The organism is Streptomyces sp. NPDC030296 (assembly GCF_055572815.1).
The window spans coordinates 596,738-619,803 of sequence record NZ_JBVICQ010000005.1 but is presented as its reverse complement, the minus strand read 5'-3'; the positions used below and the strand labels follow the sequence as shown (position 1 = coordinate 619,803).

Annotated in this window: 21 protein-coding genes, 2 rRNA genes and 1 riboswitch; of the genes, 17 read left to right on the top strand and 6 right to left on the bottom strand. The window is 69.7% G+C overall.

Going from position 1 to position 23,066, the window contains the following annotated elements; translation table 11 throughout:
• The 12 genes from ACZ4Z3_RS18260 to ACZ4Z3_RS18205 form a co-directional block, all read left to right on the top strand.
• A 23S ribosomal RNA gene (locus ACZ4Z3_RS18260) occupies positions 1-74 on the top strand; the annotation flags it as partial.
• Positions 75-163: 89 nt separating this feature from the next.
• A 5S ribosomal RNA gene (gene rrf, locus ACZ4Z3_RS18255) occupies positions 164-280 on the top strand.
• Between the two features lie 109 nt (positions 281-389).
• Positions 390-998: a CDP-alcohol phosphatidyltransferase family protein gene (locus ACZ4Z3_RS18250; RefSeq protein ID WP_055715902.1), complete on the top strand. Its 609-nt coding sequence runs from the start codon at positions 390-392 to the stop codon at positions 996-998.
• A 114-nt stretch (positions 999-1,112) separates the two neighbouring features.
• Entirely contained in the window at positions 1,113-3,608 is a 2,496-nt protein-coding gene (locus ACZ4Z3_RS18245) for a sugar phosphate nucleotidyltransferase (protein ID WP_468501924.1), read from the top strand.
• 98 nt (positions 3,609-3,706) lie between these two features.
• On the top strand, positions 3,707-4,609 hold the full coding sequence (locus ACZ4Z3_RS18240) for a DUF881 domain-containing protein (RefSeq protein ID WP_468501923.1): 903 nt from the start codon (positions 3,707-3,709) through the stop codon (positions 4,607-4,609).
• Positions 4,606-4,938, top strand: coding sequence for a small basic family protein (locus ACZ4Z3_RS18235; protein WP_009343209.1), 333 nt, complete (start codon positions 4,606-4,608; stop codon positions 4,936-4,938). Before ACZ4Z3_RS18240 ends, ACZ4Z3_RS18235 begins: the two co-directional genes overlap by 4 nt.
• Before the next feature lie 5 nt (positions 4,939-4,943).
• Positions 4,944-5,837, top strand: coding sequence for a DUF881 domain-containing protein (locus tag ACZ4Z3_RS18230; RefSeq protein ID WP_468501922.1), 894 nt, complete (start codon positions 4,944-4,946; stop codon positions 5,835-5,837).
• Positions 5,838-5,898: 61 nt separating this feature from the next.
• Positions 5,899-6,870, top strand: coding sequence for an FHA domain-containing protein (locus ACZ4Z3_RS18225; protein WP_079049810.1), 972 nt, complete (start codon positions 5,899-5,901; stop codon positions 6,868-6,870).
• Between the two features lie 44 nt (positions 6,871-6,914).
• The gene (ftsR, locus tag ACZ4Z3_RS18220; RefSeq protein ID WP_468501921.1) at positions 6,915-7,670 is read left to right on the top strand and encodes a transcriptional regulator FtsR; all 756 of its coding nucleotides are present in this window, start codon (positions 6,915-6,917) and stop codon (positions 7,668-7,670) included.
• Between the two features lie 84 nt (positions 7,671-7,754).
• Complete coding sequence (locus ACZ4Z3_RS18215; RefSeq protein WP_028797289.1) at positions 7,755-8,228, top strand: bifunctional nuclease family protein; 474 nt, start codon at positions 7,755-7,757, stop codon at positions 8,226-8,228.
• A 430-nt stretch (positions 8,229-8,658) separates the two neighbouring features.
• A complete protein-coding gene (locus ACZ4Z3_RS18210) occupies positions 8,659-9,342 on the top strand; it encodes a MerR family transcriptional regulator (RefSeq protein WP_468501920.1) in 684 nt (227 codons plus the stop codon).
• A gap of 171 nt (positions 9,343-9,513) precedes the next feature.
• On the top strand, positions 9,514-10,935 hold the full coding sequence (locus tag ACZ4Z3_RS18205; RefSeq protein ID WP_468501919.1) for a DNA polymerase IV: 1,422 nt from the start codon (positions 9,514-9,516) through the stop codon (positions 10,933-10,935).
• A 61-nt stretch (positions 10,936-10,996) separates the two neighbouring features.
• Here the strand turns inward: ACZ4Z3_RS18205 and ACZ4Z3_RS18200 are convergent, their stop codons facing one another.
• Positions 10,997-11,365, bottom strand: a complete 369-nt coding sequence (locus tag ACZ4Z3_RS18200; RefSeq protein WP_107465468.1) for a PRC-barrel domain-containing protein — start codon at positions 11,363-11,365, stop codon at positions 10,997-10,999.
• Positions 11,366-11,491: 126 nt separating this feature from the next.
• A riboswitch (glycine riboswitch) is annotated at positions 11,492-11,588 on the top strand.
• Positions 11,589-11,759: 171 nt separating this feature from the next.
• Between ACZ4Z3_RS18200 and gcvP the strand changes: the two genes are divergently transcribed.
• The gene (gcvP, locus tag ACZ4Z3_RS18195; RefSeq protein ID WP_468501918.1) at positions 11,760-14,645 is read left to right on the top strand and encodes an aminomethyl-transferring glycine dehydrogenase; all 2,886 of its coding nucleotides are present in this window, start codon (positions 11,760-11,762) and stop codon (positions 14,643-14,645) included.
• A gap of 117 nt (positions 14,646-14,762) precedes the next feature.
• Here gcvP and ACZ4Z3_RS18190 read toward each other — a convergent pair whose 3' ends face one another.
• A complete protein-coding gene (locus tag ACZ4Z3_RS18190) occupies positions 14,763-14,969 on the bottom strand; it encodes a DUF5999 family protein (protein WP_107465470.1) in 207 nt (68 codons plus the stop codon).
• A gap of 402 nt (positions 14,970-15,371) precedes the next feature.
• Positions 15,372-15,956 carry a hypothetical protein gene (locus ACZ4Z3_RS18185; protein WP_468501917.1) on the bottom strand — a complete coding sequence of 195 codons (585 nt, stop codon included), beginning with the start codon at positions 15,954-15,956 and terminating at the stop codon, positions 15,372-15,374.
• Between the two features lie 567 nt (positions 15,957-16,523).
• On the opposite strand from ACZ4Z3_RS18185, the gene ACZ4Z3_RS18180 reads away from it, so the two are divergent.
• The gene (locus ACZ4Z3_RS18180) at positions 16,524-18,041 is read left to right on the top strand and encodes a glutamate-cysteine ligase family protein (RefSeq protein WP_468501916.1); all 1,518 of its coding nucleotides are present in this window, start codon (positions 16,524-16,526) and stop codon (positions 18,039-18,041) included.
• Positions 18,042-18,162: 121 nt separating this feature from the next.
• Positions 18,163-18,963 (top strand): CPBP family intramembrane glutamic endopeptidase, encoded by an 801-nt coding sequence (locus ACZ4Z3_RS18175; protein ID WP_468501915.1) that lies wholly within the window; start codon positions 18,163-18,165, stop codon positions 18,961-18,963.
• 91 nt (positions 18,964-19,054) lie between these two features.
• Here ACZ4Z3_RS18175 and ACZ4Z3_RS18170 read toward each other — a convergent pair whose 3' ends face one another.
• Both ACZ4Z3_RS18170 and ACZ4Z3_RS18165 read right to left on the bottom strand, forming a co-directional pair.
• Positions 19,055-19,864: a PhzF family phenazine biosynthesis protein gene (locus ACZ4Z3_RS18170; protein WP_468501914.1), complete on the bottom strand. Its 810-nt coding sequence runs from the start codon at positions 19,862-19,864 to the stop codon at positions 19,055-19,057.
• A gap of 112 nt (positions 19,865-19,976) precedes the next feature.
• Positions 19,977-20,867, bottom strand: coding sequence for an aminoglycoside phosphotransferase family protein (locus ACZ4Z3_RS18165; RefSeq protein WP_468501913.1), 891 nt, complete (start codon positions 20,865-20,867; stop codon positions 19,977-19,979).
• Positions 20,868-21,067: 200 nt separating this feature from the next.
• On the opposite strand from ACZ4Z3_RS18165, the gene ACZ4Z3_RS18160 reads away from it, so the two are divergent.
• Positions 21,068-21,718: a PadR family transcriptional regulator gene (locus ACZ4Z3_RS18160; RefSeq protein WP_468501912.1), complete on the top strand. Its 651-nt coding sequence runs from the start codon at positions 21,068-21,070 to the stop codon at positions 21,716-21,718.
• A 118-nt stretch (positions 21,719-21,836) separates the two neighbouring features.
• Here the strand turns inward: ACZ4Z3_RS18160 and ACZ4Z3_RS18155 are convergent, their stop codons facing one another.
• A complete protein-coding gene (locus ACZ4Z3_RS18155) occupies positions 21,837-22,265 on the bottom strand; it encodes a type II toxin-antitoxin system Rv0910 family toxin (RefSeq protein WP_468501911.1) in 429 nt (142 codons plus the stop codon).
• Positions 22,266-22,481: 216 nt separating this feature from the next.
• On the opposite strand from ACZ4Z3_RS18155, the gene ACZ4Z3_RS18150 reads away from it, so the two are divergent.
• Positions 22,482-23,012 (top strand): peptidase, encoded by a 531-nt coding sequence (locus ACZ4Z3_RS18150; protein WP_468501910.1) that lies wholly within the window; start codon positions 22,482-22,484, stop codon positions 23,010-23,012.
• The last annotated feature ends 54 nt before the right edge of the window (positions 23,013-23,066 follow it).

The window sequence follows — 23,066 nt, the reverse complement described above, 5'->3', positions numbered from 1 at the left end:
GGTTGATAGGCCGGATCTGGAAGCACGGTAACGTGTGGAGGTGACCGGTACTAATAGGCCGAGGGCTTGTCCTCAGTTGCTCGCGTCCACTGTGTTGGTTCTGAAACCACGAACAACCCCGCGTTTGTCACAGAGCGTGGTGCGGTTGATTGTTTCATAGTGTTTCGGTGGTCATAGCGTGAGGGAAACGCCCGGTTACATTCCGAACCCGGAAGCTAAGCCTCACAGCGCCGATGGTACTGCAGGGGGGACCCTGTGGGAGAGTAGGACGCCGCCGAACTCCTTTTACAGCTCTGGCTCTTGGGCACTACGCCCAGGAGCCAGAGCTTTTTTGCGTTGAGGTAGGGTCAGGGAGCATCATTGGCTCGTTTTGCACAGGAGGCCCCCGGGTGGAGGTCCAGGAGACCCGAGTCCAGACGGACCGGGTGCTCACCATCCCGAACATCCTCAGCATGGCGCGGCTCCTCGGAGTCCCCGTCTTCCTGTGGCTGATTCTCTGGCCTGAGTTCGGCGGCCCCCAGGTCGACGGCTGGGCGCTCCTCGTGCTCGCCCTGAGCGGCGTCAGCGACTATCTGGACGGCAAGCTGGCGCGACGCTGGAACCAGATCAGCAGCCTCGGCCGGCTACTCGACCCCGCGGCAGACCGGCTCTACATTCTGTCGACTCTGGTCGGTCTCACCTGGCGCGAGATTCTCCCTCTTTGGTTGACTGCTGTACTTCTCTTGCGTGAGCTGGTTCTGCTGGTGATGGTGGGCATCCTCCGCCGACACGGCTATCCGCCGCCGCAGGTGAACTTCCTCGGGAAGGCGGCCACCTTCAACCTGATGTACGCCTTCCCCTTGCTGTTGCTCAGTGACGGAACCGGATGGATCTCGTCACTCGCTGCTATTTTCGGATGGGCGTTCGCCGGATGGGGTACAACGCTGTATTGGTGGGCAGGGATCCTCTACGTGGTTCAGGTCCGCCGACTTGTCGCGGCGGACGCCATGGCCGATTGAGCCCGTCCGATGGGACAGCCGTAGTGGCTCGATGGCCCGCGTCGAAAAAGTGCGGGACAATCTGGACGGGTGAAGTCGGCTAGACCGTGTCTCTTCAAGGAGGACGCTTCCGACATGAAGGCCGTCGTGATGGCCGGAGGCGAGGGCACACGCCTTCGCCCCATGACCTCGAGCATGCCCAAGCCGCTCCTGCCCGTGGCGAACCGCCCGATCATGGAGCACGTACTCCGGCTGCTCAAAAGGCATGGGCTCAATGAGACCGTCGTTACCGTCCAGTTCCTGGCGTCACTCGTCAAGAACTATTTCGGCGACGGTGAGGAGCTCGGGATGGAGCTCTCCTATGCCAATGAGGAGAAGCCACTCGGTACTGCCGGGAGCGTGAAGAACGCCGAGGAAGCACTGAAGGACGATGCCTTCCTCGTCATCTCCGGTGACGCCCTGACCGACTTCGACCTCACCGAGCTCATCAATTTCCACAAGGAAAAGGGTGCTCTCGTCACCGTCTGCCTGACGCGAGTGCCGAACCCGCTGGAATTCGGCATCACGATCGTCGACGAGGAGGGCAAGGTCGAGCGGTTCCTGGAGAAGCCCACCTGGGGGCAGGTCTTCTCGGACACCGTGAACACCGGCATCTATGTGATGGAACCCGAGGTCTTCGACTACGTCGAGGCCGATGTCCCCGTCGACTGGTCCGGAGATGTCTTCCCGCAGCTCATGAAGGAAGGCAAGCCGATCTACGGCTATGTCGCCGAGGGCTACTGGGAGGACGTCGGCACGCACGAGAGCTATGTGAAGGCACAGGCCGACGTCCTCGAAGGCAAGGTCGACGTCGAGATCGACGGATTCGAGCTCTCACCCGGTGTGTGGATCGCCGAAGGCGCCGAAGTGCACCCCGACGCCGTGCTGCGCGGGCCGCTGTACATCGGGGACTACGCGAAGGTCGAAGCCGGCGTCGAGATCCGCGAGCACACCGTGGTCGGCTCGAACGTCGTCGTGAAGAGCGGGGCCTTCCTCCACAAGACCGTCGTCCACGACAACGTCTACATCGGACAGCACAGCAATCTGCGTGGCTGCGTGGTCGGGAAGAACACCGACATCATGCGGGCCGCGCGGATCGAGGACGGCGCCGTCATCGGCGACGAGTGCCTCGTCGGCGAAGAATCGATCATCCAGGGGAACGTTCGCGTCTACCCCTTCAAGACGATCGAGGCGGGTGCGTTCGTCAACACGTCGGTGATCTGGGAGTCCCGCGGACAGGCGCATCTCTTCGGTGCCCGCGGCGTGTCCGGAATCCTGAACGTGGAGATCACCCCGGAGCTGGCCGTGCGACTGGCCGGGGCGTATGCGACGACCCTCAAGAAGGGCTCGACGGTCACCACCGCACGTGACCACTCCCGAGGCGCGCGTGCCCTCAAGCGGGCGGTCATCTCGGCGCTGCAGGCCAGCGCCATCGACGTACGGGACCTGGAGAACGTACCGCTGCCGGTGGCCCGGCAGCAGACCGCTCGGGGCAGTGCCGGTGGGATCATGATCCGGACCACGCCCGGCGTGCCGGACTCCGTCGACATCATGTTCTTCGACAGTCAGGGAGCGGACCTGTCGCAGGGCAGCCAGCGGAAGCTGGACCGGGTCTTCGCGCGGCAGGAGTACCGGCGCGCGTTCCCGGGCGAGATCGGCGATCTGCACTTCCCGGCCAGCGTCTTCGATTCGTACACCGGGTCCCTGTTGCGGAACGTCGACACGACGGGGATCGCCGAATCGGGGCTCAAGGTCGTCGTCGACGCGTCCAACGGCAGCGCCGGACTCGTACTGCCGAGCCTGCTCGGCAAGCTGGGCGTCGACTCGCTGACGATCAACCCCGGCCTCGACGAGTCGAGGCCGACGGAGACGGGCGACATGCGTCGGTCGGGGCTCGTGCGGCTCGGCGAGATCGTGGCGTCGTCGCGGGCCGCGTTCGGAGTGCGGTTCGACCCCGTCGGCGAACGGCTGTCCCTGGTCGACGAGAAGGGGCGGATCGTCGAGGACGACCGGGCCCTGCTGGTGATGCTCGACCTGGTGGCCGCGGAGCGGCGGAGCGGGCGCGTGGCGCTGCCGGTGACCACCACCAGGATCGCGGAACAGGTCGCCGCGTACCACGGCACCCAGGTCGAGTGGACGACCACCTCGCCGGACGACCTGACCCGGGTCGGCGGCGACGAGACGACCATCTTCGGCGGAGACGGGCGCGGCGGGTTCATCGTGCCGGAGTTCAGCAGCGTCTTCGACGGGACGGCGGCCTTCGTACGGCTCATCGGGCTCGTGGCGCGGACACAGCTCACGCTGAGCCAGATCGACGCGCGGATTCCGCGGGCGCATGTCCTCAAGCGGGATCTCGCCACTCCGTGGGCCGTCAAGGGGCTCGTGATGCGCCGGGTCGTGGAGGCCGCCGGCAGTCGCTTTGTCGATACGACCGACGGTGTGCGGGTCGTGGAGACCGACGGGCGGTGGGTGATGGTCCTGCCGGATCCGGCGGAGGCCGTCACGCATCTGTGGGCCGAAGGACCCGACGACGCCTCGGCGCAGGCCCTGCTGGACGAATGGTCGTCGGTGGTGGACAGCGCCGGACGCTGAAACACCCGCCACACGCGCGTGCCGGACAAGTGCCCCCAACGGGGCCTGTCCGGCACGCGGGTGGGGCCATTCGGAGGTAGCGGGCGCGACGTGCGACGATGTGCGGCATGCCGCAGCAGCCCCCCGTTCGGAGCACACCCGCGCGCCCGTCGCGTCCGGACGCCTCCATGTCGCTGCTCAACAACGTCATGGACCACAGCCTCGACGACGGGTACGCCGAGGCCGCCGCCCGGAAGAAGGCCGACGGCACCGGGGGCATGCCGAAAACCGTACGGGCGAAGCTGGGCCTCGCCGTCGGGCTGGTGCTCGCCGCCCTGGTGGTGACCGTGGGCGCGGCGCAGGCGCGTATCAGCGCACCGGCGCTGGCCAAGGAGCGCGAGGAGCTCATCGACCGCATCCACCAGCGGACCGCGGCCGCGGACAAGCTGGAGGACTCCGTCGACGACCTCCGCGACGACGTGAGCGCACGCCAGCGCGAGGCGCTCAAGAACGGCGGCAGCGGCCAGGGCGACCTCGTGGGCATCCTGTCGGGCGCCGTCGAGGTGCACGGCCCCGGCGTGAAGCTCGTCGTCAACGACTCGAAGACCGCCAGCCAGGGCGGTGACGGCGGCCCCCGCGAGACCTCCGGATTCTCCGACACCGGGCGTGTGCGCGACCGGGACATGCAGCGGGTCGTCAACGGGTTGTGGGAGTCGGGCGCCGAGGCCGTCTCGATCAACGGACAGCGGCTCACCGCGCTGTCGGCGATCAGGGCCGCCGGCGACGCCATACTGGTCGACAACAAGCCGCTGGTGCCGCCGTACACGGTGCTCGCGGTGGGGGACGGGCAGCGGCTGAGCACCAGGTTCCAGAACAGCCCCGACGGGCTGTACCTGCATGCCCTGCAAGAGAACTTCGGGATCCGGACGAGCATCTCCGCGGAGAGCGACATCAAGGTGCCGGCCGCGCCGAGCGTGATCGTACGAACAGCAGAACCGAGCACTAGGAAGGGCACATCGTGATCGCCGTACTGGGCCTCGTCCTCGGAGTCGTGGCCGGACTGTTGGTCCGGCCCGAGGTACCCGCGGTGGTCGAGCCGTACCTCCCCATCGCCGTCGTCGCCGCCCTGGACGCCGTTTTCGGCGGGCTGCGCGCCATGCTGGACGGGATCTTCGACGACAAGGTCTTCGTGGTGTCGTTCCTGTCCAACGTGGTCGTGGCCGCCCTGATCGTGTTCCTCGGCGACAAGTTGGGTGTGGGGGCCCAGCTGTCCACGGGCGTCGTGGTCGTTCTCGGCATCCGCATCTTCTCCAACGCCGCGGCGATCCGCCGGCACGTGTTCCGGGCGTGAGGCCGATGAGCGAGAGGCACGAGACGCCGAGGCCGACGACGGGCCCGGGTGCGGGCCGGGGCGCGGGCGGGGCGGACGACGACGAGCCGACGACCCGGTTGCGCCGTGAGCTGCCGCAGGAGGTCCCCGTCACGGCCGCCGGAGCGCCCGACACGGCCACGCCCGACGAGAAGAACCGGCTGACCGGACGGCAGCGGCTGGCCCAGGGGCTGTGGCCGCCGCGCTTCACACGAGCCCAACTCATCGTGGCCGTGCTGCTGTTCGGCCTGGGCTTCGGCCTGGCCGTCCAGGTGGCCTCCAACAACGACGACAGCGCGCTGCGCGGCGCACGCCAGGAAGATCTCGTACGCATCCTCGATGAACTGGATGACCGTACTCAGCGTCTGGAGGAGGAGAAGCAGGGTCTCGAGGATCAGCGCACCGAGCTGGAGAACAGCTCGGACCAGGCCGAGGAGGCACGCAAGCAGACCGTCGAGAAGGAGAGACAACTCGGCGTACTGGCGGGCACCGTGGCCGCGCAGGGACCCGGCATCACGCTGACGATCAACGACACGAAGGGGACGGTCGAGGCGGACATGTTGCTCGACGCGATCCAGGAGCTGCGCGCCGCCGGCGCGGAGGCGATCCAGGTGAACGGCGTACGCGTGGTCGCCAGCACCTATCTCACCGATTCCGGCAAGGGAATCAGTGTCGACGGGAACAAGATCACCCAGCCCTTTCGTTTCAAGGTCATCGGCAACCCGCAGGACCTCGAGCCCGCGTTGAACATCCCCGGAGGCGTGGTGCAGACACTGGAGAAGGAGCAGGCCACCGTGACCGTGGAGCGGGCTGACAAGATCGTCGTGGACGCCTTGCGAGCGGCGAAGCGGCCTGACTACGCTCGGTCGTCCTCCCAGTGAACCGCAGGTGCATAGGGGTCGTCCGGCGAGGGCAAGAGGTTGCGGGGGGTCGGCGCACCGAATGGGTGGTGCGTGGTGGAAACTGTCTGGTGGAAACGGACGTTGTGAGGATGTCCGGGTCGGCCGGTGTGTTCAGTCAGGGTTCGTCCTGCCCCACGGGCGGGTCTGTTTCGGTCAAGGGGAATCGCCCGTGAAGTTGTTTGCGAAGTTGTTCGGCAAGAGCGCGCGAGAGGACAGCGGCAACGCGACCTCCCGCCATCGCGCGCAGCCTTCGGAGGCGGAGGGCCAGGGCGGCGAGCGCCCCCTCTTCCGGGACCAGGTCGCTGGTCCGGGCGGTGACATTTCCGGAGGTCAGGGCGCGCCGTCTGTTGACCCTGCCCAGTCGGGCCGCATAGGTTTCGGGGACCCGTCAGCCTCAGGTACGGGTGGAGGGTTTGCCACCGACCCGTATGCGTCCAATGCCCCGGCGGGGCAGCCGCGGCAGGAGGATCCGTCGATGTCGGCCCTGGTGTGTACGCGGTGCGGTAACCGCAACGCGGAGAACAGCCGCTTCTGCTCGAACTGCGGTGCGCCGCTGCGTCCCGGCGCCGTCCCGGAGCGTCCGTCCGAGACGACCTCCACGATCTCGATCTCCGGCCTCGAGGCCTACGACTCCGAGACGACGGGCCAGACGCAGCTGCCGGCGCTCTCGCCGGAGGCCCAGGCCGCCGTCGACGCGCTGCCGCTCGGATCGGCACTCCTCGTCGTACGCCGCGGGCCGAACGCGGGCAGCCGCTTCCTGCTCGACAGCGACCTGACGACGGCGGGCCGTCACCCGCAGAGCGACATCTTCCTGGACGACGTCACTGTCTCCCGTCGCCATGTGGAGTTCCGTCGGGCCCAGGACGGCTCGTTCACGGTCGCCGACGTCGGCAGCCTGAACGGCACCTACGTCAACCGCGAGCGCATCGACCAGGTCGCCCTGCACAACGGTGACGAGGTGCAGATCGGCAAGTACCGGCTGGTCTTCTACGCGAGCCAGCGGGGTTACTGACCCGCCCCCGGACTCGATCCGGGGGGAATCCCCAGGGAAGGTCCATGCTTCGAACAACGAGCGGTGGTGCCGATCACGGCACCGCCGCCGCGAACAGTGGCCTGATGAGCATCGGCTCGGTGCTGAACCTGCTGCGCGAGGAGTTCCCCGAGGTCACGATCTCCAAGATCCGTTTCCTGGAGTCGGAGGGGCTCATCGAGCCGCAGCGGACCCCCTCGGGGTATCGCAAGTTCAGCGCCGGGGACGTCGAGCGTCTCGGACACGTCCTGAGGATGCAGCGGGACCACTATCTGCCGCTCAAGGTGATCCGTGAGCACCTGGCGGCCCTGGAACGGGGCGAGGACGTCCGGCTGCCGCCGGTTGGCCGCCAGCGGGACATCGGCGACGGAGAGCGGCTGAGCGAGCTCTTGGGGGAGCCCGAGGAGCCCACCGCCGCCCGGATCGGGCGGGCCGAGCTGCTGGCCGGCGCCGGGATCGGCGAGGAGCAGCTGGCCGAGTGGGAGTCGTACGGGCTCGTGGCGCCGCTGCCGGACGGCACGTACGACGCCGAGGCCCTCACGGTCGCCACGCTTGTGGTGGAACTGGGGCGATTCGGTATCGAGCCGAGGCATCTGCGGGTGATGCGGGCCGCCGCCGACCGTGAGGCGGGCCTCGTGGAGCAGGTCGTCGCGCCGCTGCGCCGCCACCGCAATCCCCAGACCAGAGCGCACGCGGAGGACCGCACGCGGGAGCTGGCGGGGCTCACGGTGAAGCTGCACGCCGCGCTGGTGCGGAGCGCGCTGGGTGTCCGGCTCCGCTGAAGAGGGGTGTTCGCCTGTGGCGGATCGTCCGGCCTATCCGTGCTCGACTACCCAAACATCCCGAGCACGGCCTAGGGTTGCTGTGTGAACGAGCTCGATGTCGTAGGTGTCCGGGTCGAAATGCCCTCCAACCAACCGATCGTGCTCCTGCGTGAAGTGGGAGGCGACCGTTACCTCCCCATCTGGATCGGGCCCGGGGAGGCCACCGCGATCGCCTTCGCCCAGCAGGGCATGGCCCCCGCGCGGCCGCTGACCCACGACCTGTTCAAGGACGTGCTGGAGGCCGTCGGCCAGGAGCTCACGGAAGTGCGCATCACGGATCTGCGTGAAGGCGTCTTCTACGCGGAGCTGGTCTTCGCCAGCGGTGTCGAGGTGAGCGCCAGGCCCTCCGACGCCATAGCGCTGGCGCTGCGCACCGGGACGCCGATCTTCGGCAGTGACGGGGTGCTCGACGACGCGGGCATCGCGATCCCGGACGAGCAGGAGGACGAGGTGGAGAAGTTCCGCGAGTTCCTCGACCAGATCTCGCCGGAGGACTTCGGTACCAGCAGCCAGTGAGGCAGGGCCGCGGTGGTGTCTGTCCCCGCGGCCGCCGGGCCGTCGGCCCGTGGCGCGGGGCCGAGTCGCCGACGCGCCGCCAAGGGCGGCTGGTGGACCGCCGGGCCGCCGCGCCGTCACCGGGCCGCGCAGTGGTGACCGGCGGGAGCAGCACCGCGTGCCGTCCACGGCCTAGCGGAGCGCCGACCGAGCGGGTCGGGGCCCGGGCGTGTCGATCAAGGGGGCGGCGTCACGAGAGTCCGGCACCTGACACGTGCCGATGCGGTGTCCTGGGGTTCCGCTTAGCACATTCGGCTAGCCTTTCCCCGCGGAAGGGCACGGGAAACCACTCTCAGGGTGATTATCACTCGGCGTGCCGAGTGTGGCGGTCGTTGACGCACCCCTGGTGGCTGCCTACCGTCGATAAGGCAGGTCAAGGACGGAGGTCGGCGTGAGGAACAGCGGCGACGGTACGGCTGGGGGTGCCCCCGGACGCAGTCTGGGGGAGAGCGGCTCGTACCCTCCCCCGAGCGCTCGGCTCCGCTCGAGCAGGGGCTATCCCCATTCCGGCGGCGCGGCCGGTCCCGTTCCACAGTTGCCGACGGCTGTCCATGACAGCACGGAGGCAGAGCCCGAGCCGCACGAGAACGTCGGATACCGCGGCCCCACCGCGTGTGCCGCCGCCGGCATCACCTATCGCCAGCTCGACTACTGGGCCCGCACCGGCTTGGTGGAGCCCAGTGTGCGGTCCGCCCACGGGTCCGGGACGCAGCGGCTCTACAGCTTCCGGGACGTCGTCGTCCTCAAGATCGTGAAACGGTTCCTCGACACCGGCGTCTCCCTGCAGAACATCCGCACAGCCGTCCAGCACCTGCGGGAGCGGGGCTTCAGCGATCTGGAGCGGATGACGCTGATGAGCGACGGGGCCACGGTCTACGAATGCAGCTCGCCGGACGAGGTCCACGCCCTTCTCCAAGGCGGCCAGGGGATCTTCGGAATCGCCGTCGGGGTCGTCTGGCGCGATGTGGAAAGTGCTCTCTCCCAGTTGCACGGCGAGCGGATCGACACGGGCGAGACCCTGGTCCGCCCCAATCCCACGGACGAACTGGCGCGCAGGCGCAACCGCGCGGTCTGATCGGGGCGCCGCGGCCGAGAGCGGCGGGTGGCGGCGGGCCCGAGCGGCGGGTGCCGGCCCTCGGCGTCAGGAGCGTGGCCGGCCCATGACCGGGCCGGGTCGTCTGCGGCGACAGGGCCGCCGTCGGGCCGTGGCAGGGCATTGTCAGTGGTGTAGGGCAGCATCGGAGATGTGAGAACCGCGCCCACGATCCTGCATCTCGACATGGATGCCTTCTACGCCTCGGTGGAGCAGGCGTCCAAGCCGAGTCTGCGCGGGAGGGCCGTCATCGTGGGCGGGATCGGCCCCCGCGGCGTGGTCGCCACCGCCTCCTACGAGGCGAGGGTCTTCGGGGTGCACTCGGCCATGCCGACGGCGCAGGCCCGTCGGCTCGCGCCGAACGCCGCCTACCTCACGCCCCGCTTCACGTTCTACCGGGCGATCAGCCAGCAGGTCATGGGGCTGCTGCACGGCCTGTCGCCCCTGGTCGAGCCACTGAGCCTGGATGAGGCCTTCGTGGACCTGGAGGCCGGGGGAGTGGCCTGGGACGAGGCCTCGGCGCGTGCGACGGGCGTGCGACTGCGTCAGGAGATACGGGAAGTGACCGGGCTGACCGGGTCGGTGGGGCTCGCCGCGTCCAAGATGCTCGCGAAGATCGCCTCCGAGCAGGCCAAGCCGGACGGGCTGGTGCTCATCGAGCCCGGCACCGAGCGGGCACTCCTCGGGCCGATGTCCGTGCGGATCCTCCCCGGCGTCGGGCCGGCCACCGGGGACCATCTGCGGCGCGCGGGGATCACCACCGTCGAGGAGATCGTGGAGGCCGGCGAGGACGAGGTCGTACGGCTGCTGGGGAAGGCCCACGGGCACGGCCTGTACGCCATGGCGCTGGCGCGCGACGACCGGGCCGTGGTCGCCGAGCGGGACGCCAAGTCCGTGTCCGTGGAGGACACCTACGACGTGGACATCCATGACCGGGTGCGGGTCCGGCTGGAGGTGCAGCGGCTCGCCGACCGGTGTGTGCGGCGGCTCAGGGGGGCCGGTCTGTCGGGGCGGACGATCGTGCTGAAGGTACGGCGGTACGACTTCTCGACGCTGACCCGGTCCGAGACGCTGCGAGGGCCGACGGACGATCCGGCCGTGGTGCGGGAGGCAGCGGGGCGGCTGCTGGAGGCCGTCGACACCACCGGTGGGGTACGGCTGCTGGGGGTCGGGGTCAGCGGGCTCGCCGACTACACGCAGGAGGACCTGTTCGCCCAGGCCGCGGGGGAGCCGGAGCTTCCTGAGGAGGAGACGGTGGAGGAGGCCGTTGCTGACGAGAGGAGCGCGGGGCATGTCGTCGAGCGTCGGTGGTCGGCCGGGCACGACGTATGGCACTCCGAGTACGGGCACGGCTGGGTGCAGGGAAGCGGGCTCGGGCGGGTCACCGTGCGGTTCGAGACGCCCGAGGACAAGGAGCCGGGGCGGGTGCGGACGTTCCGGACGGACGACCCGGATCTCGAGGCGGTGGACCCGCTGCCGCTGGTGCCGGGCGGGCCGGTGCGACCTTCGGAGGCGGTGCCCGTGCCGGGGCCGGGAACGGAGCACGAGGGAGGGGCGGGGAGGGCGTCGGGATGAAGGGGCCACTGTGGGGCTGAGAGGCCGTGTCGAGGCGGCGCGGAGTGGGGACGGGGTGGGTTCAGGGGTCTTCCTGGCTCGCGACGTTGCCGAAGTCGTGGTCCAGCGGGGGCGGCGGGGCTATGTCCAGGCCGTAGTGGTGGTAGAGCTGGAGTTCCTGTTCGGGGGAGAGGTGGCGGCCGACACCGAAGTCGGGGGCGTCCTTGATGAGCGCGCGGTCGAAAGGGACGCGGAGGGAGCCCTCGACGAGTTCGCTGGGCTCGAGGGGGATGAAGGCGTCGCGGCCGAAGAGGCCCATGCGTATCGCGGCCCACTCGGGGACGCCGGTCGCGTCGTCGAGGTAGACCTCGTCCACGGTGCCGATCTTGGTGCCCTTGCGGTCGAACGCCTTGCGGCCGATCAGATTGCGCGGATCGATGTCGGTCTGCACGGGCCCTCCAAGTGGTCGCCATGGGGGTTTGCAAATCCTTCCTCACCACTACGAAAAGGCACAACCGGGACGGCGGCCACTCGAAGGCGCGTGCGTTGACCGCGCTGATACGCTGGCAGCGGCTGTTGAACCCGTGCGGGAGAGTCCTCCGGACACCATCCGGAGGCGCCGAAGGAGCAAATCCTCCCCGGAATCTCTCAGGCTCACGTACCGCACGGACGAGGTCACTCTGGAAAGCAGAGCGGGTGTCGACGGTTTCCGCTCTCACCGACGGTGAAAGCCGGCCCCTACCCGGGCCGGTGAAGCTCTCAGGTCGAGATGACAGAGGGGGAGGCCGTCGGGCACCCATGCCGTGGTGCCCTCGAAGGTCGTGTCAGACCAGGAGGCCTCCGCAATGACCGCCCACCGCATTCCGCTCACAGAGCTCGAACAGGGCATCCCGTTCGAGCGGCGTCACATCGGACCCGACGCCGAGGCCCGGGCCAAGATGCTCGCCCACGTCGGATACGGCTCGCTCGACGAGCTGACGGCCGCCGCGGTCCCCGATGTGATCAAGAACGCTGAGGCGCTGAAGCTGCCGGGCGCCCGCACCGAGGCCGAGGTGCTCGCCGAGCTGCGCTCGCTCGCCGACCGCAACCAGGTGCTGGGCTCCATGATCGGGCTCGGCTACTACGGGACGTTCACCCCGCCGGTCATCCTGCGGAACGTCATGGAGAACCCCGCCTGGTACACGGCCTACACGCCTTACCAGCCCGAGATCTCCCAGGGGCGGCTCGAAGCGCTGCTCAACTTCCAGACCATGGTCGCCGAGCTCACCGGGCTGCCCACCTCCGGAGCCTCCCTGCTCGACGAGGGCACGGCCGCCGCCGAGGCCATGTCCCTGTCCCGGCGCATGGGCCGGAACAAGAAGGGCCTCTTCCTGGTCGACGCGGACACGCTGCCGCAGACCATCGCCGTGATCGAGACCCGCGCCGAGCCGACCGGGGTCGAGGTCGTCGTCGCCGACCTCAGCGACGGCATCCCCGCCGACATCGCCTCCCGCGAGATCAACGGCGTACTCCTGCAGTACCCGGGTGCCTCCGGTGCCGTACGCGACCTCAAGCCGGTCATCGAGCAGGCCCACGGCCTCGGGGCGCTCGTCACCGTCGCCGCCGACCTGCTCGCCCTCACCCTGCTGACCCCGCCCGGTGAGCTGGGCGCCGACATCGCGGTCGGCACGACGCAGCGCTTCGGTGTGCCGATGGGCTTCGGCGGGCCGCACGCGGGCTACATGGCCGTGCACGAGAAGTTCGCGCGCAGCCTGCCTGGACGGCTCGTGGGCGTCTCCGTGGACGCGGACGGGCACAAGGCGTACCGGCTCGCCCTCCAGACCCGTGAGCAGCACATCCGCCGGGAGAAGGCGACCAGCAACATCTGCACCGCCCAGGTGCTGCTCGCCGTGATGGCCGGCATGTACGCCGTCTACCACGGCCCCGAGGGGCTGCGGACCATCGCCCGGCGCACCCACCGGTACGCCACCGTCCTCGCCGCCGGGCTCGCCGCGGGCGGCGTCGAGGTCGTGCACGGCGCGTACTTCGACACGCTCACCGCCCGGGTGCCGGGACGGGCCGCCGAGGTCGTCGCTGCCGCGCGGCAGCACGGCGTGAACCTGCACCTCGTGGACGCCGACCAGGTGTCCGTCTCCTGCGACGAGACCACCACGCGGGCGCAGCTGGGTGCCGTGTGGACGGCGTTCGGGGTGGAGGGCAACGTCGAGGACCTCGACGCCGTCGCCGAGGACACGCTGCCCGAGGCGCTGCTGCGCTCCGACGAGTACCTCACGCATCCCGTGTTCCACGAGCACCGGTCCGAGACCGCGATGCTGCGCTACCTGCGCCGTCTCGCCGACCGGGACTACGCGCTCGACCGGGGCATGATCCCGCTGGGCTCCTGCACGATGAAGCTCAACGCGACCACCGAGATGGAGCCGGTGACCTGGCCCGAGTTCGGGCAGCTGCACCCCTTCGCGCCCGCGGCGCAGGCGCAGGGCTATCTGACGCTGATCCGTGAGCTGGAGGAGCGGCTCGCCGAGGTCACCGGATACGACAAGGTGTCGCTCCAGCCGAACGCCGGCTCGCAGGGTGAGCTGGCGGGCCTGCTCGCCGTGCGCGGCTACCACCGGGCCAACGGCGACGACCAGCGCACCGTCTGCCTGATCCCGTCCTCGGCGCACGGCACCAACGCCGCGAGCGCCGTGATGGCGGGCATGAAGGTCGTCGTCGTGAAGACCGCCGAGGACGGCGAGATCGACGTCGAGGACCTGCGGGCCAAGATCGAGCAGTACCGCGACGAGCTGGCCGTGCTGATGATCACCTACCCGTCGACGCACGGTGTGTTCGAGGAGCACGTCGCCGACATCTGCGCCCAGGTGCACGACGCCGGCGGCCAGGTGTACGTCGACGGCGCCAACCTCAACGCGCTGGTTGGCCTCGCCAAGCCGGGCCACTTCGGCGGTGACGTCTCGCACCTGAACCTGCACAAGACGTTCTGCATCCCGCACGGCGGCGGCGGTCCCGGTGTCGGGCCCGTGGCGGTCAGGGAGCACCTGGCGCCGTATCTGCCGAACCACCCGATGCAGCCCGCGGCCGGCCCGGAGACCGGTGTGGGCCCGATCTCGGCCGCCCCGTGGGGCTCGGCGGGCATCCTGCCGATCTCGTGGTCGTACGTCCGGCTGATGGGAGGCGAGGGCCTCAAGAGGGCGACGCAGGTCGCCGTGCTCAGCGCCAACTACATCGCCAAGCGGCTGGAGCCGCACTACCCCGTGCTGTACACCGGTCCGGGCGGGCTCGTCGCGCACGAGTGCATCGTCGACCTGCGGCCGCTCGCGAAGACGACCGGGGTCAGCGTCGACGACATCGCCAAGCGGCTGATCGACTACGGCTTCCACGCGCCGACGATGTCGTTCCCGGTGGCGGGGACGCTGATGATCGAGCCGACCGAGTCGGAGGACCTCGCCGAACTGGACCGGTTCTGCGACGCGATGATCGCGATCCGCGCGGAGATCGAGAAGGTCGGTTCGGGCGAGTGGCCCGCAGAGGACAACCCGCTGCGGAACGCCCCGCACACCGCGGCCGCGCTGGGCGACGAGTGGAACCACGCGTACACCCGTGAGGAGGCCGTGTTCCCGGCCGGGGTGAAGCCCGCCGACAAGTACTGGCCGCCGGTTCGCCGGATCGACCAGGCCTTCGGTGACCGGAACCTGGTCTGCTCCTGCCCGCCGCTGGACGCCTACGAGGAGTAGTCGCCCGCGGATACGCGTCGGGGCCGGTGCGGAGAGTGCTTCTCCGGCCGGCCCCTCTTTGTGTCCGGGCGGGCGTCCGCCTGCGGGGACGCTCGCCCTGTGCGCACCTCTCGCGGCTCAGGCCGCCGTCATCACCGTGCCGCTGTCGAGCGGGCGGTGCGGGGCGATGATCTGGCCGTCGGGAAGGAGCTCACCGGTGTCCTCGAAGAGCAGAACGCCGTTGCAGAGCAGGCTCCATCCCTGCTCCGGGTGGTGCGCCACGAGACGGGCGCCTTCCCGGTCGGCGGATTCGGCGGTCGGGCACGGTGGCTGGTGCTGGCACATGGTTGTGGGGATCTTTCGCTCTGTCGTCAGTGGTGAGATGGCTGTCGTGTCTGTATCGCGGCGTGAAGCCTCGCTCATGGCCGCCCCCCGTTGTGATTATTCGGTCCGGTCCCAGTGTTGCCCCACGGGCGTGAATCCGCAGGCATTTCGCAGCACGGCTTTCTCACAGGTTGATGACGCATCCTCCATGCGCACGGTTCATCGCAACGCCCCTGCCCGTTCGGGTGGTTCGCCATGGTCGGATGGGGCTAGTCCGTCGTGGGGCGCGGACTATGAATGGCTCGTACGAGCGTATTGCCGCGCGTAAGAGCGGAATGCCGTGCCGATGACAATGGCGTACCCCGCCGCCCGGATATCGGCGGCGGGGTACGCGACGGTGCGAATGAGGTGGCGGCCCTCGGTTCAGGCGGGCGATCCCATGAGGGGTGCGGGGGTCAGGCGGGTGGTCAGGACCGGGAGGAGGTCGGCGACCCGGTGCGGCCGGTGGGCCGCGATCCCGGGTGGGGCGGGCGCCAGCGGCACGAGGAGGTCGGTCGGTGCCGGGACGCCGGTCGCGCCGTCGGCCGTGGTGTCCGCGTGCAGCCAGAGGGTGAGCATGTACAGCTCGGGCACGGACAGCAGGCGGGGCTGGTAGGGCTGTTGCATGAGGTCGGCCTGGCGCAGGGCGAGTTCGGTGGACGCGAGGTACGGGCCCTCGAAGAAGTGCGAGAAGGCCCAGCCGTCCGGGGTGAGGCGGGTCTCGGCGGCGGCCAGGGCGCGGTCGCCGGAGCGGATCAGGAAGCGCCAGCCCGCGAGCCGTGTGCTGCCGGCGCCCTCGGGGGTGATCCGGTCGAGCACGTGGACGGGCAGCGGGAGCTCGGGGGTGGCGGGACCTTGGGCGCTTCGCAGGGAGGGAGTTCGGGCCTCGCTGACGGCGGTGGGTGATCCGAGTGCCGTGAGGACGGTGCGCAGGGCGGGCGCGGGAGCCGGGGGGACAAGCAGCGGCATGGTGGGTCGCCTCTCATTCGACAGGCACGGTGGCGCGAGGGCGGGGGCGGACGGCGCTGTCAGCTCTCGGGGATCGGAGAGACGGGTGCCCGGGGTCCGGTGCGTGGGTTGAGGGTCCGCCGTGCGAGCTCCGACGACAGGACCGAGGACCGCGAGAGCCGACTCTCAGCCTCGTTTGCGGAGTTTATACGACGCTTGTTCAAACAGTGTTTCGTCTAGCTGTCTTCGATATGAAGAGCAAGGCGGTATCCGGTCGCTGAATCGCGGGAATCATCCCGATATTCTCTGGGGAGTGAGAGGATGACCTCGGATTACCGTCGCGTAGCGGTAGGCCGGTTCCCATCGGTGCTTTTCACGAATCTCGAGGCATGGAAAGCGCGTGCTCTTTCTTGCCGCGTGAATGTGCCAGAAGCACGCCGCGTGCATTCCATGGAGGGTGAACGCGCTCAGCCTAGCGGGCGCAGGTCTCCCGCGGGACGTTATCGGCGGCTCTGCCTGGGCATCATCATCCGTGAACCGCAGTCGTGGCCGGCTCATCGGCCTGCCCATCCGAGGAGGGACACTTCGATGGGGGAGAAGGTCGTGGCGGGGTCGTTCGGCCTGTCCGACCGTCAGCTCTACCGTGACAAACTGCGGCAGTGCCTGGCGGGACTGGAGCGCCTGCTGGAGGAGAAGCGGTTCGATCGCCCCAAGAACCTGATGGGTGTGGAGATCGAGCTCAACCTCGTCGGGGCGGACGGTCTGCCGAGAATGATGAATGCGCAAGTACTCGAACGGATTGCGAGCCGAGATTTCCAAACAGAACTCGCCATGTTCAATCTGGAAGTCAACATCGCTCCACACCGCCTGGGCGGCAGGGTATTCGACCAGCTTTCCGAGGAGCTGCGTACGTCCCTGGCGTACGCCGACCGGAAGGCCGGTGAGGTGGATGCCGGCATCGTGATGATCGGCATTCTGCCGACACTCGACCGGGACGATCTGGTCTCGTCCAATCTCTCCGCGGGCGACCGCTACACCTTGCTCAACGATCAGATCGTCGCCGCGCGGGGCGAGGACTTCACGCTCGACATCGATGGTGTGGAGCGGCTCGTGTGCACGTCGAAGTCCATCGCGCCCGAGGCCGCCTGCACCTCCGTGCAGTTGCACCTCCAGGTCACCCCCGAGCGCTTCGCGGACGTGTGGAACGCGGCCCAGGCGGTCACGGCGGCGCAGGTCGCCATCGGCGCCAACGCGCCGTTCCTGTTCGGGCGCGAGCTGTGGCGTGAGTCGCGGCCGCCGCTGTTCCAGCAGTCCACGGACACCAGGCCGCCGGAGCTCCAGGCCCAGGGGGTCCGGCCGCGCACCTGGTTCGGGGAGCGGTGGATCTCCTCGGCGTACGACCTCTTCGAGGAGAACCTGCGCTTCTTCCCGGCGCTGCTGCCCATCTGCGACGACGAGGATCCGCTCGGCGTCCTCGACGCGGGCGGCGTGCCGAAACTCGCGGAGCTGACCCTGCACAACGGCACGGTCTACCGCTGGAACCGGCCGGTGTACGGCATCGCCGACGGGGTCCCGCACCTGCGGGTCGAGAACCGGGTGCTGCCCGCCGGCCCCACCATCACCGACGTGATCGCCAACGCGGCGTTCTACTACGGGGTCGTGCGCGCCCTCGCCGAGGAGTCGCGGCCCGTGTGGACGCGGATGCCGTTCGAGACCGCTGCCGCCAACTTCGACGAGGCGTGCCGGCACGGCATCGACGCGCGGTTGCAGTGGCCGCGCCGGGGCCGGTACGGCGGGGTGGGGCCGGTGGACGCCGTCAACCTCGTACGGGAGGAACTGCTGCCGCTCGCCGAGGCGGGGCTGGACGCGTGGGGCGTCGAGCCGGTGGACCGGGACTTCTACCTCGGGGTGATCGAGGAGCGCTGCCGACGGCGGGTCAACGGGGCGTCCTGGCAGGTCGAAACGTTCCATCAGGCGCTGGAGAAGGGCCTCGGACGGGACGCGGCGCTGGCCGCCACCACACGGAGGTACTGCGAGCTGATGCACGCCGGGGAGCCGGTCCACACATGGCCGGTGGGGTTGCCGGAGCCGGTGCCGATGGGCTGAGGAGCCGGGCCCCGCCACCTGCTCCGCCGTGGGTCGAGCCCTGAACGTACGCCCCTGGAAAGATCCGCGGCGCCGCAGGCGATGATGGTCCTTCGGTGGGAACGGACCAGTGGAGGCGTGGGTGCAGGGGCAGGCGGAGTCGGTGGACGGTGCGTTGCCGGGGGAGCGGCCGACCCGGCGGATACTCAGGGACGAGACCCTGCTCGTGCTGGGCCTGTCGCTCGGCGCGAGCGGCGTGTCCGCGCTGATCAGCTTCATCGGTTCGGTCACCAAGCCGGGCGGGCTGAAGGACCAGGCGGCCACCATGAACGCGTCGGCGGCGCCCGGCCGCCCATGGCTCGACCTCGCGTGGCAGCTGTTCGGGATCACGACCGCCCTGGTTCCGGTGGCGTTGGTCGCCCACCTGCTGATGAGGGAAGGCGCGGGCCTGCGGACGCTCGGGTTCGACCGTACGAAGCCGTGGTTCGACCTCGCCCGGGGTGCGGCGATCGCCGCCGTGATCGGCAGCACGGGCATCGCCTTCTATCTGGCGGCCCGTGGGCTCGGCTTCAATCTCACGGTGGTGCCGGAGGCGCTGCCCGAGGTGTGGTGGAAGTACCCGGTGCTGATCCTCTCCGCGATCCAGAACGCGGTCCTCGAAGAGGTGATCGTGGTCGGGTATCTGCTGCGCCGGCTCCAGCAACTGGGCTGGTCCCCGGCAGGCGCACTGGCCGCCAGCTCGGTGCTGCGCGGCTCGTACCACCTCTACCAGGGCATCGGCGGGTTCGTCGGCAACATGGTGATGGGCGTGGTGTTCGTCTACCTGTACCGGCGGTGGGGCCGTGTCGGCCCGCTGGTCGTGGCGCACTCGCTGCTCGACATCGGGGCGTTCGTCGGATACGGGCTGCTCGCCGGCAAGGTGGGGTGGCTGCCGACGCCTTGACGGGGTGAGGGTGCCACGACCAGGGCGCGGGCAGGGGCGTACGGCGGAATGCGTACGCCCCTGTGGTGTTGGTGCGCCCCGTGGTGTGTCGTCAGGCCAGCAGTTCGCCGTCGATCACTGTGATCGCCCGGCCGCTCAGGAGGGTGCGGTCGCCGCGGAGCTCCGTGCGGACGTGGCCCGAGCGGGCGGAGGCCTGGAGGCCGGTGAGGGCGGGGCTGCCGAGGCGCTCGGACCAGAACGGGGCGAGGGCGGTGTGGGCGCTGCCGGTGACCGGGTCCTCGTCGATGCCGACGTTGGGGAAGAAGCAGCGCGAGACGTAGTCGTGGCCGGCGGAGGGGTCCTCGGCGCGGGCGGTGGCGATGACGCCGCGCCGGGAGTGGCGGCCGAGGGCCCGGAGGTCGGGGGTGAGGCCGCGGACCGTCTTCTCGTCGGCCAGCTCCACCAGCAGGTCTCCGACCTGGGGGCCGGTGTCGAGCACGGTGAGCGGTTCGGCGCCCAGCGCCTCGGCGAGGCCGTCCGGGGCGGTGACCGGGGTGAGGGGCGCGGTCGGGAAGTCGAGCGTGAGGGAGCCGTCCGACCGGGGGGTCGCGGTGAGGACGCCGCTGCGGGTGGCGAAGCGTACCGGGCCCTCGTGCGAGCCCGTGGAGGTCAGCACGTGCGCGGTGGCCAGCGTGGCGTGGCCGCACATGTCCACCTCCGCGACGGGTGTGAACCAGCGCAGCGCCCAGTCCGCCTCGCCGCCCTCGGTGAGCGGGTGCGCGAACGCGGTCTCGGCGTGGTTGACCTCCAGGGCCACGTTCTGGAGCCAGGCGTCGTCGGGGAAGGAGTCGAGGAGGAGGACACCGGCCGGGTTGCCGTGGAAGGGGCGGTCGGTGAAGGCGTCGACGATACGAATACGCATGGGACGACGCTAGAGGTCCGGAGGAGGCGCGGGCCAAGGCCAATTTACGGGCACTGGACCGACGATCACTGGATCCGACGAGCGGGGCGCCCTCACTCCGGCGACCCCGCGGTCACTCCAGCGGCTTGACGATGCGGTCCAGGGTCCGGCGCCCCAGTCCGCTCATCGCCGGGTTGCTCTCGACGTAGTACCAGACCAGGCCCATCGCCTGTTGGAACGCCCACGCCTTGCCGCGCTCCCACTCCAGATCGTCGCAGCCCAGGGTCCGCCGGAGTACGTCCCGCGGGCCCGGCCGCAACAGGTGCCAGGCACTCACCAGATCGAGTGCGGGGTCGGCGGGGCCGAAGCCACCCGTGTCGAGGACGCCGGCGAGGCGGTCTCCCGCGACCAGGACATTGCCGGGGATCAGGTCGCCGTGGCTCATCACGTCGGGACCTGTGCGGGGCAGCTCCCGGAAGTGGCTCCACGCCTGGCGCAGCGGGGCCACGTCGAGCAGCCCCTCGCTCTCCACGAAGCACTGCGCCATCCAGTCGTCGTGGTCGGTGAGAACACCGCCACGGCCCTCGCCGCTGAAGCGCCGCCCCCGCGTCTCCGCCTTCCGGAGGGTCGCGATGAAGGCCCCGAGGTCCTCGGCGAACGCTTCCGACCCGCTCGGATCGGCGTCGGAGGCGACCGTTCCCGGTATCCAGGTCTGGATCGACCACGGCATGGGGTAACCCGCTCCCGGCTTTCCCAGGGCGACGGGTTCCGGGGCGGGGAACCGGGACACATGAGCCAGCTCCGCGCTCGCCCGGGCTTCCTGCTCCAGGATCGCCGACGCCTCGGCCACGTCCGACGGACGCAGGGGTAGGCGCGCGGAGAGGTCGTTCCCGATGCGGAAGATCGCGTTGACCGTCCCGGTCGACGACACGGGGTGGATCGCCTTGTCGCTCCACTGAGGGAACTGATCTCGGATCAAGGTCGCCACGATGTCGGTGGTCACGTCCAGTTGGTCGTCGTGCACGGCCGTCTCTCTCGGGGGCTGAGGTGAGGGCGGTCAGTATTCCTGCGCCGGGGCCGGCATCGCCGAGCTTTTTTCGGCCGCCCGCGCTGTCTCGACAGGTGGGGGACGGGTCCGCACCGGTCAAAGGGGTTGTCGTATGACAGCTTCCGATATATCGTTGAAGCATCGCGACAGATCAACGATGGAATGGAGTGATCGTGATGCGTTCCCGTGGACAGGACTACGGACAGGGCTTCGGTTTCGAGCGGGGGCATGGGCGCCCCGGTGGCGGCCATCCGTTCGGCCGGGGTGACGGTGAGGCGCCGCGCGCCGCGTTCGGGCCCTTCGGGCCGGGCCATGGTGGCCCCGGCCCCTTCGGACCATTCGGTCCGGGACCCTGGGGTGGACGAGGCCGGGGCGGCCCCCGGGGGAGGGCGCGGCGGGGAGACGTACGCGCGTCGATCCTGGCCCTCCTGAAGGACCGGCCGATGCACGGCTACGAGATGATCCAGGAGATCGCCGAGCGCAGCGGCGGGGCGTGGAAGCCCAGCCCCGGCTCGGTGTACCCCACCCTCCAGCTGCTGGAGGACGAGGGGCTGATCGCCAGTGCGACCGAGGGCGGCAAGAAGCTGTTCTCGCTGACCGAGGCCGGTCGTACGGCGGCCGAGGACGGGCCCGAAGCCCCCTGGGAAGAGGCCTCGCGCGGGGTCGACTGGGAGGCGCTGAGCGAGATCCGGCAGGCCGGGTTCGGTCTGATGGAGGCGTTCGGCCAGGTCTGGAAGACCGGTGACAAGGACCAGCGCGACAAGGCGCTGGCCGTGATCAACGAGGCCCGCAAGAAGCTTTACCTGATCCTCGCCGACGAGGACTGAGGCAAGGGCCCAAGGTCTACCTCGGTGCGGCTCGGAGTGCCCCGCGGAGTGGTTTCCGCGGGGCGCTTTCCGTGTGCGCCGGTCGTGGCGGGTGCGGGGAGGGAATCGGGGGGTGATCTCACTTCACCAGGGCGTCCAGCTTGCGCAGGGACTCGCTGAGGGCGGCTGTCGCGGAGTCCTTGAGCTTGCCCGCCATGAGGGAGACGGCCGCGCCGGTGAAACTCCCGTCGATGCGGACCGTGGTGGTGTCGCCGTCGGGCGTGAGGGTGTAGCGGGTGGCCAGGTCGACGGCCATCGGGCCCCTGCCGCGGATGGCCAGCACCCTGGCCGGCTCCAGCTCGGCGATGGTCCACACGACCTCCGCCGGGAAGCCCATGAGCTTCAGGTTCTCCGGGAAGGTGCCGCCCACCGCGAGCGACTGCGGGCCGCCCTTGGGGAAACCGGTGTGGGTCGTGTTCCACTCGCCGTGCGAGGGCCAGTCCACGAGTCGGGCCCAGACCTGCTCGGCCGGTGCCCCGATGCGTGCCTCCGCGCTGACATCGGCCATGTGACAACCCCTTCGTCTCGGACGGTGGTGTCGCGGAACGTAGCCGCGAGGGCCGGAACATTCAATACTGATGAACCGTCAGAAAGCTTGCGTGGTCAGGGTCGCGTCTCATCCGTAGGGAGGAGGCGGGAGCAGTCCTCACGCAACCTGTGTGGGACTCGAAGATGGTTCGTTTCGTGGATGCCGTCCGCCCCTGTGGCTGATGGGGTGGAAGGCGTGCGATCCCGTATTCCTCGGCAGGCGGCCGTCGGTGACGGTCCGAATCACGCGGAGCTCGAGAGCAGGCTCACGGACGAGCTGGCCTCGGTGGTCGGTGGCGCGCGCAGACGGGCGCTGCGGGACGGCGACCGGCAGATCGACACGGCTCATCTGCTGCACTCCCTCCTGGAGTCCGACCCGCAGGTACGAGCCGCCTTCGACCCTCCGCAGATCGCCCGGCTGCTCGGCTATCTCGTGCAGCGGAGCATCGGGTACGGGCTGCGGTGGCAGATCGGCGTCGAGGACGCGGGGGCCGGCCCCGTCGCGCCCGGTGTGCCGGGCTGGTCACCGGTGGCGGCACGGGCCATGGCGGAGGCGTACGAGCGGGCCGCGCGGCGCGGTGCCGACCGGGCCCACGGGATCGATCTGCTCGCCGCGATCGTCTCGGCGCCGGCCTCACGGGCGGTGGAGGTACTCGGGCACGCCGGTGTCGATGTCGGGGGCACGGATCTGCGGGGTGCGGGGCCCCGGGGTGGAGTCGAGGGCTGAGGGTTCGTCGGGTGTCCGAGCGGTGAGACAGGAGCAATGTGGGGTGACGCTCCT

Bases quoted from the DNA above. Each gene is read 5' to 3' on its own strand.
- ACZ4Z3_RS18245 (WP_468501924.1), top strand. From the start codon at position 1,113: ATGAAGGCCGTCGTGATGGCCGGAGGCGAGGGCACACGCCTTCGCCCC.
- ACZ4Z3_RS18240 (WP_468501923.1), top strand. From the start codon at position 3,707: ATGTGCGGCATGCCGCAGCAGCCCCCCGTTCGGAGCACACCCGCGCGC.
- ACZ4Z3_RS18230 (WP_468501922.1), top strand. From the start codon at position 4,944: ATGAGCGAGAGGCACGAGACGCCGAGGCCGACGACGGGCCCGGGTGCG.
- ACZ4Z3_RS18225 (WP_079049810.1), top strand. From the start codon at position 5,899: ATGGGTGGTGCGTGGTGGAAACTGTCTGGTGGAAACGGACGTTGTGAG.
- ftsR (WP_468501921.1), top strand. From the start codon at position 6,915: ATGCTTCGAACAACGAGCGGTGGTGCCGATCACGGCACCGCCGCCGCG.
- gcvP (WP_468501918.1), top strand. From the start codon at position 11,760: ATGACCGCCCACCGCATTCCGCTCACAGAGCTCGAACAGGGCATCCCG.
- ACZ4Z3_RS18190 (WP_107465470.1), bottom strand. From the start codon at position 14,969: ATGTGCCAGCACCAGCCACCGTGCCCGACCGCCGAATCCGCCGACCGG.
- ACZ4Z3_RS18185 (WP_468501917.1), bottom strand. From the start codon at position 15,956: ATGCCGCTGCTTGTCCCCCCGGCTCCCGCGCCCGCCCTGCGCACCGTC.
- ACZ4Z3_RS18180 (WP_468501916.1), top strand. From the start codon at position 16,524: ATGGGGGAGAAGGTCGTGGCGGGGTCGTTCGGCCTGTCCGACCGTCAG.
- ACZ4Z3_RS18170 (WP_468501914.1), bottom strand. From the start codon at position 19,864: ATGCGTATTCGTATCGTCGACGCCTTCACCGACCGCCCCTTCCACGGC.
- ACZ4Z3_RS18160 (WP_468501912.1), top strand. From the start codon at position 21,068: ATGCGTTCCCGTGGACAGGACTACGGACAGGGCTTCGGTTTCGAGCGG.
- ACZ4Z3_RS18155 (WP_468501911.1), bottom strand. From the start codon at position 22,265: ATGGCCGATGTCAGCGCGGAGGCACGCATCGGGGCACCGGCCGAGCAG.